At 58.3% G+C, this 14773-nt stretch carries 15 protein-coding genes; 4 read left to right on the forward strand and 11 right to left on the reverse strand.

Going from position 1 to position 14773, the window contains the following annotated elements:
• Positions 1 to 147: 147 nt before the first annotated feature.
• A complete protein-coding gene (gene polA, locus ACXAD0_RS02225) occupies positions 148 to 2889 on the reverse strand; it encodes a DNA polymerase I (RefSeq protein WP_475086713.1) in 2742 nt (913 codons plus the stop codon).
• Positions 2890 to 3162: 273 nt separating this feature from the next.
• Here polA and ACXAD0_RS02230 point away from each other — a divergent pair, with 273 nt between their 5' ends.
• A complete protein-coding gene (locus ACXAD0_RS02230) occupies positions 3163 to 3465 on the forward strand; it encodes a hypothetical protein (RefSeq protein ID WP_475086714.1) in 303 nt (100 codons plus the stop codon).
• A gap of 20 nt (positions 3466 to 3485) precedes the next feature.
• Here ACXAD0_RS02230 and ACXAD0_RS02235 read toward each other — a convergent pair whose 3' ends face one another.
• Positions 3486 to 4373 carry a metal ABC transporter solute-binding protein, Zn/Mn family gene (locus ACXAD0_RS02235; RefSeq protein WP_475086715.1) on the reverse strand — a complete coding sequence of 296 codons (888 nt, stop codon included), beginning with the start codon at positions 4371 to 4373 and terminating at the stop codon, positions 3486 to 3488.
• 151 nt (positions 4374 to 4524) lie between these two features.
• Here ACXAD0_RS02235 and ACXAD0_RS02240 point away from each other — a divergent pair, with 151 nt between their 5' ends.
• Both ACXAD0_RS02240 and ACXAD0_RS02245 read left to right on the forward strand, forming a co-directional pair.
• The gene (locus ACXAD0_RS02240; protein ID WP_475090293.1) at positions 4525 to 5277 is read left to right on the forward strand and encodes an ATP-binding cassette domain-containing protein; all 753 of its coding nucleotides are present in this window, start codon (positions 4525 to 4527) and stop codon (positions 5275 to 5277) included.
• Positions 5278 to 6084: an iron chelate uptake ABC transporter family permease subunit gene (locus ACXAD0_RS02245; protein WP_475086716.1), complete on the forward strand. Its 807-nt coding sequence runs from the start codon at positions 5278 to 5280 to the stop codon at positions 6082 to 6084.
• A 21-nt stretch (positions 6085 to 6105) separates the two neighbouring features.
• Here the strand turns inward: ACXAD0_RS02245 and ACXAD0_RS02250 are convergent, their stop codons facing one another.
• The 5 genes from ACXAD0_RS02250 to ACXAD0_RS02270 are packed head-to-tail and all read right to left on the reverse strand — an operon-like array spanning position 6106 to position 10187.
• The gene (locus ACXAD0_RS02250) at positions 6106 to 6792 is read right to left on the reverse strand and encodes an SCO family protein (protein WP_475086717.1); all 687 of its coding nucleotides are present in this window, start codon (positions 6790 to 6792) and stop codon (positions 6106 to 6108) included.
• A gap of 2 nt (positions 6793 to 6794) precedes the next feature.
• A complete protein-coding gene (cyoE, locus tag ACXAD0_RS02255; RefSeq protein ID WP_475086718.1) occupies positions 6795 to 7688 on the reverse strand; it encodes a heme o synthase in 894 nt (297 codons plus the stop codon).
• Positions 7689 to 7713: 25 nt separating this feature from the next.
• Complete coding sequence (locus ACXAD0_RS02260; protein WP_475086719.1) at positions 7714 to 8763, reverse strand: COX15/CtaA family protein; 1050 nt, start codon at positions 8761 to 8763, stop codon at positions 7714 to 7716.
• 12 nt (positions 8764 to 8775) lie between these two features.
• Positions 8776 to 9393 carry a hypothetical protein gene (locus ACXAD0_RS02265; RefSeq protein WP_475086720.1) on the reverse strand — a complete coding sequence of 206 codons (618 nt, stop codon included), beginning with the start codon at positions 9391 to 9393 and terminating at the stop codon, positions 8776 to 8778.
• Positions 9390 to 10187: an SURF1 family protein gene (locus tag ACXAD0_RS02270; protein ID WP_475086721.1), complete on the reverse strand. Its 798-nt coding sequence runs from the start codon at positions 10185 to 10187 to the stop codon at positions 9390 to 9392. Before ACXAD0_RS02270 ends, ACXAD0_RS02265 begins: the two co-directional genes overlap by 4 nt.
• A 49-nt stretch (positions 10188 to 10236) precedes the next feature.
• Between ACXAD0_RS02270 and ACXAD0_RS02275 the strand changes: the two genes are divergently transcribed.
• On the forward strand, positions 10237 to 10461 hold the full coding sequence (locus tag ACXAD0_RS02275; RefSeq protein WP_475086722.1) for a DUF2909 domain-containing protein: 225 nt from the start codon (positions 10237 to 10239) through the stop codon (positions 10459 to 10461).
• Positions 10462 to 10534: 73 nt separating this feature from the next.
• On the opposite strand, the gene ACXAD0_RS02280 is transcribed toward ACXAD0_RS02275, so the two are convergent.
• Genes ACXAD0_RS02280 through coxB form a run of 4 tightly spaced genes read right to left on the reverse strand, consistent with a single transcriptional unit; the run spans position 10535 to position 14739 of the window.
• Complete coding sequence (locus tag ACXAD0_RS02280) at positions 10535 to 11425, reverse strand: cytochrome c oxidase subunit 3 (protein ID WP_475086723.1); 891 nt, start codon at positions 11423 to 11425, stop codon at positions 10535 to 10537.
• Positions 11426 to 11430: 5 nt separating this feature from the next.
• The gene (locus ACXAD0_RS02285) at positions 11431 to 12003 is read right to left on the reverse strand and encodes a cytochrome c oxidase assembly protein (protein ID WP_475086724.1); all 573 of its coding nucleotides are present in this window, start codon (positions 12001 to 12003) and stop codon (positions 11431 to 11433) included.
• A gap of 13 nt (positions 12004 to 12016) precedes the next feature.
• Positions 12017 to 13567 carry a cytochrome c oxidase subunit I gene (gene ctaD / locus ACXAD0_RS02290; protein WP_475086725.1) on the reverse strand — a complete coding sequence of 517 codons (1551 nt, stop codon included), beginning with the start codon at positions 13565 to 13567 and terminating at the stop codon, positions 12017 to 12019.
• Between the two features lie 20 nt (positions 13568 to 13587).
• Positions 13588 to 14739 carry a cytochrome c oxidase subunit II gene (gene coxB, locus ACXAD0_RS02295; RefSeq protein WP_475086726.1) on the reverse strand — a complete coding sequence of 384 codons (1152 nt, stop codon included), beginning with the start codon at positions 14737 to 14739 and terminating at the stop codon, positions 13588 to 13590.
• Positions 14740 to 14773: the final 34 nt, after the last annotated feature.

The raw sequence follows: 14773 nt of genomic DNA on the forward strand, positions 1-14773 counted from the left end.
GGGGGATGATGACGCAATCCAACGATCTTGCTTAGTTAGAGGGGGGGTTGGCAGCACAGTTCCCCAAATGGGCAAAAAAAATGAATTTTTATTGGCCAGATATTGCCGGGCCCCGATTTACGGGGCCTCCGGGGTTGCCGGCACGGGTCAGTGCGCCTCGTCCCAACTGGCTCCCACACCAACATCAACGATCAGCGGCACGTCCAGCTGGGCGGCGTCTTCCATCAGCCGGGTCAAGCCCTCCCTGACCTGCTCCAGCTCATCGCCGGGGACTTCCAGCACCAGTTCATCGTGGACCTGCATGATCAGGCGGGTCTGCAGCTGCTGCTCTCGCAGCCATTCATCCACGCGGATCATTGCCATCTTGATGATATCGGCAGCGGTGCCCTGCATCGGCGCGTTGATCGCGGTGCGCTCCGCGGCCTGTCGCAGGGCGCCATTGCGGGCATTGATCTGCGGCAGGTAGAGGCGGCGCCCGAACAGGGTCTCCACATAACCCTTGTCGGCAGCGTGCTTGCGGGTGTTGTCCATATAGGCCAGCACACCCGGATAGCGCTCGAAGTATCGATCAATATATTGCTGCGCATCCGCCCGCGGGATATCCAGCTGACGTGCCAGGCCGAAGGCCGACATACCATAGATCAGGCCGAAGTTGATGGCCTTGGCGCGGCGGCGTTGCTCATCGCTGACCTCGTCCAGCGGGACCTCGAACACCTCCGCGGCGGTGGCGCGGTGGATATCAGCGCCCTGGGCAAAGGCATCGACCAGCCCCTTGTCGCCGGACAGGTGCGCCATGATGCGCAGCTCGATCTGCGAGTAGTCCGCCGCCATGATCACGCTGCCACCATTGATGCGCGGGTCTGCGACGAATGCCTGGCGGATACGGCGGCCCTCTTCGCTGCGAATGGGAATGTTCTGCAGGTTCGGGTCACTGGATGACAGTCGCCCGGTGGCTGTGACCGCCTGATGGTAGGAGGTGTGCACCCGCCCGGTGGCGGGGTCGATCATCTGCGGCAGTTTGTCGGTGTACGTGTTCTTCAGCTTGGCCAGGCCGCGGTATTCCATAATCAGCGCCGGCAACGCGTGGCTCAGGGCCAGCTCCTGCAGTACCGGTTCGGCGGTCGAGGGGGCACCCTTGGGGGTTTTCTTGATCACCGGGATCTGCAGCTTCTCGAACAGGATGGCACCCAGCTGTTTGGTGGACCCGAGATTGAACTCCTCGCCGGCTTCGGCAAACGCCTTTTGCTCGGTCTCGCGCATCTTCTTTTCGAGTTCGGCGCTCTGTGCAGCCAGCATGGCCGCATCAATATAGGCGCCATTGCGCTCGATACGCGCGAGGATGGGCATCAGCGGCATTTCGATGGTATCGAGTACTTTTTCGAGGGTCGGCTCCGCGGACAGGCGGCCGCTCAGCTCATGGTGCAGGCGCAGGGTGATGTCCGCATCCTCCGCCGCGTAAGGGCCCGCCTTGTCGAGTTCGATCTGGTTGAAGGTCAGCTGTTTGGCACCTTTACCGGCAATATCCTCGAAATGCACCGTATTTTCGTTGAGGTATTTCAGCGCCAGGCTATCCATATCGTGGCGGCTGCCGGTGCTGTCGAGCACATAGGACTCGAGCATGGTATCGCGGGCCACGCCGGCCAGCTCGATGCCATAGTTGGCAAGAATGTGGCTGTCGTACTTAAGGTTCTGCCCCACTTTTTTCTGCGCCGGATCCTCCAGCAGCGGCTTCAGCGCCGCGAGCACGTCGTCAAAGGGTAACTGCGCCGGCGCACCCATATAGTCGTGCGCCATCGGCACGTAGGCGGCTTCGCCGGGCTCCACCGCAAAACTCACGCCAACCAGCTTGGCCTGCATATAGTTGAGGCTGGTGGTCTCGGTATCAAACGCGAAGATCTCGGCCTCTTTCAGGCGCGCCAGCCAGGCCGCAAACTCCGCGGGATCGGTGACCACCTGGTAATTGCGCTCGACGGCCTCGGCCATGGCTTCCGCCGCCTCTTCGCCCCCATCCAGCTCTTCCAGCCAGCCGCGGAACTCGAGTTCACCAAACAGTTCGGCCAGGCGGGATTTGTCCGGCTCCGCATTGTGCAATTCTGCCGGCGCGTAGGGCATTTCCACATCGGTCTTGATGGTGGCCAACAGGTAGGACAGGTCCGCCGCCTCGCGATGCGCTTCCATTTTCTTGGCCAGCGTCTTGCTGCCCCGAAAACCGAGCGGCGCAATCGCTTCCAGATCGGCATAAATATCCTTCAGGCTGCCCAATCCCTGAAGCAGCGCCAGGGCAGTTTTTTCACCCACCCCGGGCACGCCGGGAATGTTATCCGCCTTGTCGCCCATCAACGCCAGGAAGTCGATGATCAGCTCGGGGCCTACGCCGAACTTCTCCTTGACGCCGTCGGTGTCCAGCTCCGTGTTGGACATGGTATTGACCAGGGTGACCCCCGGGCCCACCAGTTGCGCCATGTCTTTGTCACCGGTCGAGATAATCACCGGTAACCCCTGTTCCTGCGCCTGGATGGCCAGCGTGCCAATGACGTCGTCCGCCTCTACCCCGTCAATGACGATGCGCGGCAAGCCCATGGCATCGATTACGTCGTGGATCGGCTGAATCTGCGCGCGCAGGTCGTCCGGCATCGGCGGGCGGTGGGATTTGTAATCGGCAAACAGTTCGTCGCGGAACGTCTTGCCCTTGGCATCGAATACGACAGCGACGGTGCTGTCCGGATGATCTTTGAGGTGACGCCTCAGCATACTGATCACGCCGCGTACCGCTCCGGTGGGCTGGCCCTTGCTGGTCTCCAGGGGCGGCAGCGCGTGGAAAGCGCGGTAGAGATAAGAAGATCCATCGACCAGGATCAGTGGGGCGGCACTGGATTGACTGTTACTCATAACTTCCGGAAGTGAAGAATTTCAGGGTTATTTAATTTCGGTCGACAGGATAACCGCGATCGTCTTTTTTCGCTCGTCCCGACCGCCGTTTATTGGCAGTCATCGCAGTCACGCTTCGGAGCCAGTCCCAACCTCTAGGCTTTCATTGGAACGACGCAGGATATTCACCAAATCGTCCACGAGTCGTTACTCGCCGGCAACGACGGCGCAGTGCAATAGCCGCCCGGCCATTATCCGGGACGGCAAGCGCAATCGGTCAACGAGGGATTTACCATGACACGTGTAATTTTGTCCGCTCTGCTCCTCTCATCCACTTGTTTCACTTTTCCTGTGTTCGCCGCGTCGGTGGTGAACCCACCACCAATGGTACTGGCGGACCTGGAAGAGCAGGAGGAACAGCCCAATGCGGAGCCGGAAACAGTGGATCCACTGCAAAAACTCCTGCAGGAAAGCCGCCGCGAACAAAAAAAGCTGCTCGAGGAGCGCCAGCGACGTCAGCTCGAGTTACTGCGACAACAGCAGGAGCAGGAACGCGTTCGCGTTGAGAAATTGCGGGAAAGTGACGAGGCAACCTGACTCGCCCCGACGCAGGACGGTTACTCGGCCTGCGTGACATTCTCAGCGAGGCAGGACTGTACCTGGGCAAGCAGACGCTCGATCAGATCCGGGTAAGTGGCATCGGCCGCGAGCCCGGCGCCCATCAGGTCGAGCCCTGCATAGCGCAGTCCGAGATGTTCCGCGGTCTGGCGGTCGCGGTCATTCTCTGGCCATTCGCCAAACAGACAGCCACCATCAGCTTGCTGTAATTCCAGCATCGCCCGTGCGCCGTGCCCGGCATGGGCGCCACCGAGCGCCTGGGTCTGCAGGCCTGCGGGGCCAAGCAAATGTCCGAACGCATCGTGACCAACCACAATCGGCACCTCGCGAAATGGCTGCAACTGGCGCTGCACCTGAGCCTGCAGCCCCGCCATACTACGGGAGAATTCCGCGGCCCGCTTGCGGTAGCCGTCCGCCTCGGCGGGATCCAGTTGTGCCAGTCGCTCAGCCAGTTGTCCGGCCGCTCGCGCCGCATTCACGGGGCGCAACCAGATATGTCCATCGTCCGCGCGCGCAGCGCTGAACTCAAATTCGCCGTCTTCTAACAGGGTGAGCTGCCGCTGCGCCGGCACCTGCGCCAGTTGTCGGGCCAGTACGCTCTCCATCTGCGGGCCGAGCCACACGACCAGCGCAGACTGTTCGATGGCAGAACGATCAGCCATCCCCGGGGCATACCGATGCGGATCAGTATTTTCTGCCAGCACATGTATCGACCAGGGTTGCGGCGCCCCGGCAACCACCTCCTGCGCGATCAGGGCGAGCGGACGCACACTCACGACGATCGTCGGCTCGCCGCGCTGCGGCGCCTCGCCGCAGGCTGCGAGGCAAGCCGCGGTGACGAGCAGGAAGACAGTCAATCGTTTCTTGAGGTACTGCAGAGGGGACATCTGGGTCACAGGTCAGGAGTTAAAGTGCGATATAATAGCATCCAGCCGGCCAAACCCATGAATGGAAACAGATGGATCACACGCTTGGCGATCAATTGCGCCCGTCTCGCCGCCGACCTTTGGAGATCCCACCCTGAGCCAGCCGCCCCCCCTGATCAAAGCCGACGACCTGAGCCTGGTCGCCAACGGCAGACAAATCCTGAGCGGCATTTCCCTGGCGCTGGTGCCCGGTGAAATTGTCACCATCATTGGCCCCAATGGTGCCGGCAAGACTTCCCTATTAAGGCTGCTGCTGCGGTTGCGCCGCCCGACCAGCGGCAGTGTCGAACATGCTGCCAAGCTCAGGCTCGCCTACATGCCCCAACGGATGCATGTTGACGCCTCCATGCCCATGTCGGTGTCTCGCTTCCTGCAGCTGGGCAATACCGATGTTGACCGCACCGCAGCCGATGAAGCCCTGCAGATGGTGGGCGCCGCGCAACTGGCGGACGCCGATTTGGCCGCACTGTCTGGCGGAGAGATGCAACGGGTCTTGCTTGCCCGGGCAGCTGCACGCAAGCCGCAATTGATGGTGCTCGATGAACCCACCCAGGGCGTCGACCTGCGTGGCCAGGCCGAGGTTTACCAACTGATTGCCGCCCTGCGAGATCAGCTCGGTTGTGGCGTGTTGCTGGTTTCCCACGATCTGCACCTGGTCATGGCCGCAACCGACAAGGTGTTGTGCATCAATCAGCATGTCTGTTGTAGCGGCCATCCGGACCAGGTCAGCAAGGACCCCGCCTACCTGGCTTTATTTGGTGACAAGCTTGCACCGTATACCCATCACCACAATCACGAGCACGACTTTAGTGGCCATATCGTTGGCAACCAGTGTCGGCATGACCACGGGCGGGGGGACGATTAAATGGAAGCCCTGAGCCAGATCCTGGCGAGCCCGTTCCTGTGGATGGCACTGGCAGCCGGCTTGTTGGTTGCCATCGTGAGTGGGCCGCTCGGCTGTTTTGCGGTGTGGCGGCGCATGGCCTATTTCGGCGATACGCTCGCGCATTCCGCTCTGCTGGGTGTGACGCTCGGTTTCCTGCTGCACGTGCAGCCGACGCTGGCAGTGGGCTTTACCAGCTGTGTACTGGCTTTCCTGCTGGTCTATCTGCAACGCAACCAGCGCCTTTCAGTGGATACGCTGCTCGGTATCCTGTCGCATTCGATGCTGGCCCTCGGCATTGTGACCGTCAGTGTGTTTGGTATCAATGTGGACCTGCTGTCGCTGTTGCTCGGCGACCTGCTCGCAGTGAGCCTCGAGGATATCGGGCTGATGCTGGCCGCTGTAGCGATCATCGCAGTGCTGCTCTTTATGCAGTGGGAGCACTTGTTGGAGTTTACGCTCAATGAAGAGTTGGCTGCGGCCGAGGGGGTTCCCGTCGAGAGGGTCCGGCTGACCCTCATGTTGATGCTGGCCTTGCTGATTGCGATCGCGATGAAAGTGGTGGGCGTATTGCTGATTACCGCACTGTTGATTATCCCGGCCGCTGCCGCACGGCGTCTGTCGCGCACCCCGGAGCAAATGGCATTGGGCGCCGCGCTGATCGGCAGTGCCGCCGTGGTGCTGGGCCTGCTGGCATCCGTCTTGTGGAACACCCCTGCCGGACCATCGATCGTACTCGCGGCAGCGATGGTTTTCTTGCTGGTTCAGCTGCGCAGCAAGCCCAGCTGAACCCGGTCAATACACTAACGCTCAACCATTGTAGGTTGCGCGTATGGAGCGATAGGTGAGCTTGAGCTTGGCGGGATCCAGTGGGGCCTTGAAGAATGCATGGTAGTGCCCGCGTGGATTGATCAATACCACCTGCGAGCCGTGATCCACCGTGTAGTCTCCATTCTCCAGCGGAACCTTGTTGAACGGAACATTGAGCTGGTTGGCAAATCTTTTTATATCGAGAAATTCACCGGTGACACCACTGAATTGCTTGTTGAAATAATCCACATACGGGGCCAGCTTGTCGGTGGTATCCCGCCGCGGATCGACCGAAATCAGTACCACACTCGTATCGCTCCGCGTTTCCTCATCCAGTGTCTGGTAAAATTGATTCAACAGCCCCATGGTGGTTGGACAAATATCGGGGCAGTGGGTAAAGCCAAAAAACATCAATGTCCACTGACCTTCCAGCGCCGCCTGGGTGAATGGCTGGTTGTCGTCAGATAGCAGGGTGAACTCGCTGAGCATTCTGGGACGCTCCAGCTCTACGGCTCCGTTTGCATGTAGCTCACTGGCCGTGAGTACGCGGGGCTTGCTCAGCTTATTCAGGAATCCCGCGAGCACCGCCAGCATAAACAGCACCAGTACCACGACGGTGACCATAATCCCGCGTTGTTGCGCCGGGTCACGATCCGCGCGGTGTTGAGACGTCAAAACCTCATTCACAATTACACCTCTATCAGGTAGTGATCCAGCAGCATAATGCTGAACAGGGCCATCAGATAAACGATGGAATATTTAAAGGTTTCCATTCCCGCATTGGGATTTTTATCCCGCAACATTTCTATTGCCCAGTACAGGAAGCCCAGGCCGAGCACAACCGCGCCCAGCAAGTAGAGCCAGCCGAGCATTGCAGTCGCGAACGGCAACAGTGTCACCGCGATCAGGATCAGGGTATACAGCAAAATGTGCAGCTTGGTGTATCCCACACCGTGCGTCACCGGCAGCATCGGAATGTCCGCCTTGGCGTAATCGTCCCGGCGATGCACGGCGAGCGCCCAGAAGTGCGGCGGCGTCCAGGCAAAAATGATCAACACCAGCAAAAGCGCATGACCGTGGATTTCACCGGTAACGGCGATCCAGCCGAGCAACGGCGGTGCCGCACCGGCAATACCGCCAATCACAATATTCTGTGGCGTGGCCCGTTTGAGGAACATGGTGTAAACCACCGCATATCCCAATAGCGACCCGAGCGTTAGCCAGGCAGTCAACGCGTTGACGTACACCAGCAAGATTGCCATGCCCGCGCAACCCAGCACCAGCGCGAACACCAGGGCTTTCTGCGGCTCCACCCGGCCTTTGGCAACCGGCCGATTGTGGGTCCGAGCCATCTTGATATCGATATGGCGGTCCACCAGATGATTCACCGCGGCGGCGCTGCCGGCGCAGAGCGCAATACCCAGATTACCGAGCACCAGGATATCCAGCGGCACCATGCCCGGCACGGCAAGTAACATACCGATGACCGAGGTGAGAATCATCAACATGACCACCCGCGGCTTGGTCAGTTCGTAGTAGTCGCGCCAATCGGGGCGTTCCGTCGCGATACTTTGTGTGGTCATTTTCTCACCTCTGCTTTACAGCTTTTTATTCGTTGTAGGTTGAGCTCATACGCGGCTGCACGGTGCGTATTCGATAACAGAATGTCAGTAATCCGAGCAACAGGAAGGCGGCACCCGCGTTATGCGCGACGGCAATGGGCAGTGGCAGCGACATCACCACGTTGGCAATGCCGAGGCAGACCTGCAGCAGCAATGCCAGAGACAAACCCACCGCCCAGCGGCGTGAACCCGCTCGCCAGGCCAGTATCGCGACCCACAGCACCAGAATACTGACCACGATGGCGCCGATCCTGTGTGTCATATGAATTGCGGTCCGGGCATCGCTTTCCAATGCACCGCCCAGATAGTTCGGCCCGATTTGCTGGGCGATATTGAAGCCCTCGCGGAAATCCATCGCCGGCCACCACTCTCCATGACAAGTGGGGAAGTCTGCGCAAGCCAGTGCCGCATAGTTGGAACTGGTCCACCCACCCAGGGCAATCTGCAGCGCGACGGCGACCGTCGCCACCACAGCCAGTGGGCGTAATTTCTGCAGGGCACGGAATTCATGCACCGGCACGAGTCGTTTTCGGTAGCGTAATCGCTCCACTAGCAGCCAGAGCATCGACAGGGTCGCCATGCCACCGAGCAGGTGCAACGTGACAACCTGCGGCCACAACTTCAGGGTGACCGTCCACATGCCAAACAAAGCCTGCACAATCACCAGGGCGAGCAATACATGGGTCTGGACAAAGCCGCGCTGACCGCGTCGGCGCCACGCCATAACGGTAAGCCCCAAAATCAACAACATCAGGGTCCCGGCGAAATACCGGTGAACCATTTCCGGCCAGGTTTTATCCAGCTCTACCGGCGCGTCGGGGTAGGCACGATTCGCCGCTTCGATTTCATGGGTCTCATCGGGCCATAACAGATGGCCATAGCAACCGGGCCAATCCGGGCACCCAAGCCCGGCATCGGCCAGTCGGGTAAATGCGCCAAGGACAACGACCACCACGGCCAGCAGCGTGCCGCCAATCGCGACGCGCTTACGCCAGTCATTGCGCGGGTTGGTATCGTCGTCGAGGTAATTTCTCATTACGTATCCTGGTTACTGCTCGTAGGAATATTTCAAAAGTCGCTTGATGTCTTTCAGCATCTGATTGCCGCTGTGGTCGTTGTTGTACACCATCATGGCGAAACCTTGCTGGTCCACAAGTAAACCGCCCGGAAGTGGCAATTGCTGGTGGCTGGTATTTTCCAGCAACGTCGACAGCGCGTCCGGGGCAAGCGTCATAAATCGCAGCCGCGGATGCAGCTTTTCCAACTCCGCCCGGCGAGATTCAGACAGTGGCGCGGAGCTGACCAGCATGCGTTCCACCCGCGTCGCCTTATCACCGAGACGCACGTGCACCTGGCGACTGGTATACAGCATCTGCTCGCAGTCCATCGAGCAGGCATCATCTGCAACGATCAAGAATCGCCACTTGGCCTCTTCGCGCTGCCATTGCAACTGGCCCTCGCCTTCCTCCAGCATCGGCAACTGGGTGATGTTTTGGGGTGGTTGTAACAAGTCCCCCTGGTTGGCCGTACCGTCCGGCATTCCAATACCGGTGTAGTAGACCGTATAGGCGGCGAGAATGGGGAGCACCACTGAGGCGACCACGGAAAACGCCTGCATGCGGCTGCGCCCTGTGGTTGGTGTCGATTCATTTTCGGAAGGACTCACGACGAGGCACCTCTCTCTTTTTGTTGTAGTTGTCGTCTTCGCGTCACGAGTGGGTGGCGCGGCAATGAGGTGGCCGCGATGATCCACAATACCACCAGTGCACCGGCCATGGCGAACCACTGTACGGAATAGGCGTAATGGCGATCGGGTGGACTGTTATAAAACTGCCAATCGGTGTAGAGCGCGCTGGGAGAATCGGCGCTCAGGCGAAGCCCCCATTGGGGATCGCGAATCGTAAGTGCGCGCTGCAGTGACTGTGACAGTTGTTGCTGTCGGCTGCCGCTGGCGATCATCGGCGTTGCCGGCGCCTCAATCACGGGGACCGTAAAAGCGGTAATCGTTATGGGTTGATCGGGCCATTCGACGGTGGGCAACTCCGCGCGACTTGGTCCCGCGGCAATCCATCCGCGGTTGACCAGCCAACGTTCTCCGGCAGACGCAAATACCTGCAATACTTCATACCCGACCCGGCCCTCGCGAGTACGATTGTCGAGGAAGAAAAATTCACTCGTGTAGCGCCCCTGCAGACGCACCGGGGTAAACGCGGTGATTTGGTCCAGTTCAGCGGGCGAAACAGGCTGGGCAGACAGTTGGCGGTCAATCTGGGCAAGCAGGATTTCCTTATCGAGCCCACGGGACTTTTGCCAGAAGCCGAGAGAAATCAGAACTGGCAGAAGCAAGACGCAGAACAAGGTCAACGGCCAGTTGGTGATCAGTGCTACACTGGCTGCTCTGGTTTGCACCGGCTCCTGTTGAGGAGAACCTGGTTGCGCCGTTCGGGTATGTGTTGTCATGCCGATTTTCGCCTGCTAGCAGGCGCCTACATCAAATGGCGAATTACAAATGTGGCTGAAAATAATTATTGTTTTGCTGTTTCTCGCGGTACTGGCCAGCCTTACCAGTGCAATCTTTTTCCTGTTACGCGATATGGGCGCACCAGAATCCAAGCGTACCCTTTATGCCCTCGGCATCCGCGTTTCTCTTGCCGCTTTTTTACTGCTGGCCATCTGGTATGGCTTTGACAGCGGCATCCTGCACAACACGGCGCCCTGGGCCAATCGTTACTGATCTTTAACGAAGTCTGTAACTTGGCAGTGGGGGCGCAGTAAACACTGCGCCCTCTCCCTTTAGCTGCGGGTCATCAGGACCCCAGCACATACACAAAGATAAACAGTCCCACCCACACGACATCGACAAAGTGCCAGTACCAGCTCGATGCTTCAAAACCAAAATGGTCATCGGGCTTGAAGTGCTGTGCGATCACGGAGCGTAACAGCATGATCAGCAGCATGATCGTACCCAGCGTCACATGCGCACCGTGGAAGCCGGTGAGCATAAAGAAGGTTGTACCGTAAATTCCGGATTCCAGTGTGAGCCCCAGCTGGGTATAGGCTACGTAGTATTCCTCTACCTGCAGGATCAGGAAGGCAATACCCAGTAAAACGGTTGCGCCCAGCCAAATATTGAACCCTTTGCGGTTGTTCTTTTTCAGATAAACGTGGGCAATGTGTACGGTCACGCTGGAGAGCAAAAGAATGATGGTGTTGAAGAGCGGCAGGTGCCACGGGTCAATAATGTCATCCGGGCCGACGACCTTGGCTGCATCGCCATGGACAGCGGCATCGGGGGTGACCATCAGCGGCCAGGTATTTTCAAAACCTTCCCACAGCATGTTGGACACGCCGCGCTCGCCTTCACCACCCAGCCAGGGCAGCGAGAAGGTGCGGATGTAGTACAACGCTCCAAAAAAAGCGGCAAAGAACATGACTTCGGAGAAGATAAACCAGCCCATTCCCCAGACATAAGAGCGCTTGAGCTGATCGCTGTTCAGTCCGGCCATATTTTCGCGAATAACCGCGGCAAACCAGAACCAGAGTACTGCCGCCATTGCGAAAGCGCCGGCAAAGAAAATGTAGGAGCTTCCGCCGTTAATCCAGTTGGCCGCACCAAAGGCCACAAGGAAAAGGCCGATGGTCGCTAATATCGGCAGCTTGGACTGCTCGGGCACGTAGTAAGTGCTTTCACTGGACATATCGTTTATCCCTCTCGCTCGGAGTCGGTATCTTTGTTATTCGTAATGTTCGTCATTCTTTCCGTGACATCGAACAGCGTGTAGGAAAGCGTAATTGTTGTGACAGTCGCGGGTAGATCAGGATCGACAATAAAGCGCAGCGGTAACTCCGCGCTTTCTCCCGCAGCCAGCTCCTGCTGGTTGAAGCAGAAACATTCGGTCTTGTGAAAATAGTTGGCGGCCTTGAAGGGTACGAGACTCGGAATGGCCTGCCCTATCATGAAACGATCGGTGGGATTCTCGGCAAGAAATACCGTATCGATCACTTCGCCGGGATGCACTTGCATGGAAACGACTTGCGGACCAAAGCGCCACGGCATGGTCTCGTTGTTGTTTGCCACAAACTGTACCGTGACCAGTCGATCCGAAACCACCGCGGCGGGCACCGCCTCATAGCGTCCACCGGTCTTGCCATTCAGTCCGGTGATTTCACAAAACGCATCGTACAGGGGCGGCATGATGAAAATCGCAAACACCAGCATGCTGGCGGCAAGCGCCAGCAGCTTTGCGGTGAGCTTTGCGTTTTCATTCAGGCCCATCTAAGCGTACTCCTCAACGAACCGCCGGAGGCGTGCTGAAGGTGTGGTAAGGCGCAGGCGAAGCAACGGTCCACTCCAGACCTTCGGGATTTTCCCAAACTTCATCAGACGCCTTCTTGCCACCCTGCACACAACGCACCACGTTGAACAGGAACACAATCTGCGCGGCGCCGAACAGGAAGGCACCGACACTGGCGATCTGGTTAAAGTCGGCAAACTGCAGCGCATAATCCGGAATCCGTCGGGGCATGCCGGCGAGACCAACAAAATGCATCGGGAAGAAAGTCACATTCAGGCCGATAAAGGCGAGCCAGAAATGCACTTTACCCATGGTCTCGTTGTACATATTGCCGGTCCACTTGGGTAACCAGTAGTACACACCTGCGGTAATCGAGAAGATCGCCCCAGGCACCAGCACATAGTGGAAGTGGGCTACCACAAAGTAGGTATCGTGGTACTGGAAGTCCGCCGGGGCGATTGCCAGCATCAAGCCGGAGAAGCCACCAATGGTGAACAAAATCACGAATGCGATGGAAAACAGCATCGGGGTTTCGAAGGTCATTGAGCCCCGGAACATCGTGGTGACCCAGTTAAATACCTTCACCCCGGTCGGTACCGCAATCAGCATCGTCGCATACATGAAGAAGAGTTCACCGGCGATGGGCATACCCACGGTAAACATGTGGTGCGCCCACACGATGAAGCTCAGGAAGGCAATCGATGCGGTCGCATACACCATCGAGCTATAACCGAACAGCGGTTTGCGTGCGAAGGTCGGGATGATTGCAGACACGATGCCGAATGCCGGCAAAATCATGATGTACACCTCGGGGTGCCCGAAGAACCAGAACACATGCTGGAACAGTACCGGGTCACCACCACCAGCGGCACTGAAGAAGCTGGTACCGAAGTGGATATCCATCAGCATCATGGTCACAACACCCGCCAGTACCGGCATTACGGCAATCAGCAGGTAGGCGGTGATCAGCCAGGTCCACACGAACAGCGGCATCTTCATCAGGGTCATACCCGGGGCACGCATATTCAGGATGGTGGCAATGATATTGATGGCGCCCATGATGGAAGACGCACCCATGATGTGCACCGAGAAGATAAAGAAGGTCACGCTCGGGGGCGCATACTCGGTGGACAGCGGAGCGTAGAAGGTCCAGCCAAAGTTCGGCGCACCGCCCTCCATAAACAGGGTGGAGGCCAGCATCGCGAAGGCGAAGGGCAGGATCCAGAAGCTCCAGTTGTTCATGCGTGGCAACGCCATGTCCGGAGCGCCGATCATCATCGGGATCATCCAGTTGGCAAGGCCGACAAATGCCGGCATCACGGCCCCGAAGACCATGATCAGACCATGCATGGTGGTCATCTGGTTAAAGAATTCTGGGTCGACAATTTGCAGACCGGGCTCAAACAATTCAGCGCGAATCACCAGCGCCATGCAGCCGCCCAGCAGGAACATGGCAAAGCTGAACCATAGGTACATGCTGCCGATGTCTTTGTGGTTGGTGGTATACAGCCACCGGGAGAATCCGGGTTTTGGACCGTGTGCCATTCTCTTACTCCTCGCGGCGCTTACTGCTGGTTATTCTTGAAATTCAGGATGTCGATGGGCTGCACGGTATCGCCCATATCATTGCCGAAGGCACTGCGCTGGTAGGTAATTACCGCAGCCAGGTCCGCCTCGGACAATTGCGGGCCAAACGCCTGCATCGCCGGGTTGGTTTCTGAACCGTTTACCACGATGCCCAGATGCCCGGTCAGCGGTCCCGTCGCGATCGCAGAGCCGGCAATGGCCGGGAAGGTGGGCGGTACGCCCTGGCCATTCGGCTGGTGACAGGCGGCGCAGTATTGCCCGTAGACTTTCTCGCCCTGGGCAAAGAGCTCATCGAAGCTGAACGTCTTGTTGGTCAGCTCACGTACACGTGCGGCAGCCTCGGCGCGCTCGGCCAGCCAGGTCTCGTATTCCGCCTGGGGCACAGCCTTGACCACAATCGGCATAAAGCCATGGTCCTTGCCACACAGTTCGGCGCACTGGCCACGGTAAATACCCGGCTCTTCGATACGGGTCCAGGAATCATTGATGAAGCCCGGGATCGCGTCTTTTTTGACCGCGAGATCCGGTACCCACCACGCGTGGATCACATCATTGGCAGTGAAGAGGAAGCGGATCTTCTTGTTGATCGGCACAACTACGGGCTCGTCGACTTCGAGCAGGTAGTTGTCGCCCTTGGGAAGATCATTGTTGATCTCGGCAAGCGGTGTGGCGAGATTGGAGAAGAACTGGACATCGGTACCGAGGTAGTCGTACTTCCACTTCCACTGGTAGCCGGTCACCATGATATCGATATCGGCTTCTTCGGTATCGTAGATATCGTAGAGGGTCTTGGTGGCGGGGATCGCCATCAGGATCAGAATGATGGTGGGGATAATGGTCCAGACCAGCTCGACCGCGGTGCTCTCATGGAACTGCGCCGCCTTGTAGCCCTTGCTCTTGCGGTGCCGCCACATGCTGTAAAACATGACCCCGAACACCACCACACCGATCGCCACACAGATCCAGAAGATCAGCATGTGCAGATCGTAGGTAGTCCGCGAAACCTCTGTCACCCCCTGGGTCATATTGACCCCCCAGCGCTCAACACCCGCCTCTTCCTGTGCCAGAACGGCAGCAGTGGGCAGTGAAGTGGCCAGTAAGGCGAACAGCCGTTTGAAGCCTTTCAACATCGCCTACAGATCTCCGTGTATTGCGGAGCCCACC

The organism is Microbulbifer sp. ABF4_148, assembly GCF_056158985.1.